Annotated in this window: 1 protein-coding gene; it reads right to left on the bottom strand. The window is 67.0% G+C overall.

What is annotated here, in order from left to right; translation table 11 throughout:
• On the bottom strand, positions 1-212 hold a 212-nt coding region (locus tag BN358_RS24335), incomplete at both ends, for a PEP/pyruvate-binding domain-containing protein (RefSeq protein ID WP_304412800.1).

Genomic DNA, 212 nt, shown 5'->3' with positions numbered 1-212 from the left:
GATCGTCTCCGGCGTACGAATGCCGGCCACGACGTCCTCGCCCTGGGCGTTCATCAGGAACTCGCCGAACAGGCCCGCCTCGCCGGTGGCCGGGTTGCGCGAGAACGCCACGCCGGTACCGGAGGTGTCGCCGGTGTTGCCGAACACCATCGACTGGACGTTGACCGCAGTCCCCCACGATGCCGGAATGTCGTTCATGCGGCGGTAGTAGA

This window comes from Sedimentibacter sp. B4, from assembly GCF_000309315.1.
Taxonomy (GTDB): Bacteria; Bacillota; Clostridia; order Tissierellales; family Sedimentibacteraceae; genus Sedimentibacter; species Sedimentibacter saalensis.
Note: the sequence above shows the minus strand (reverse complement) of the source record. Positions and strands in the feature narration are given on the sequence as shown.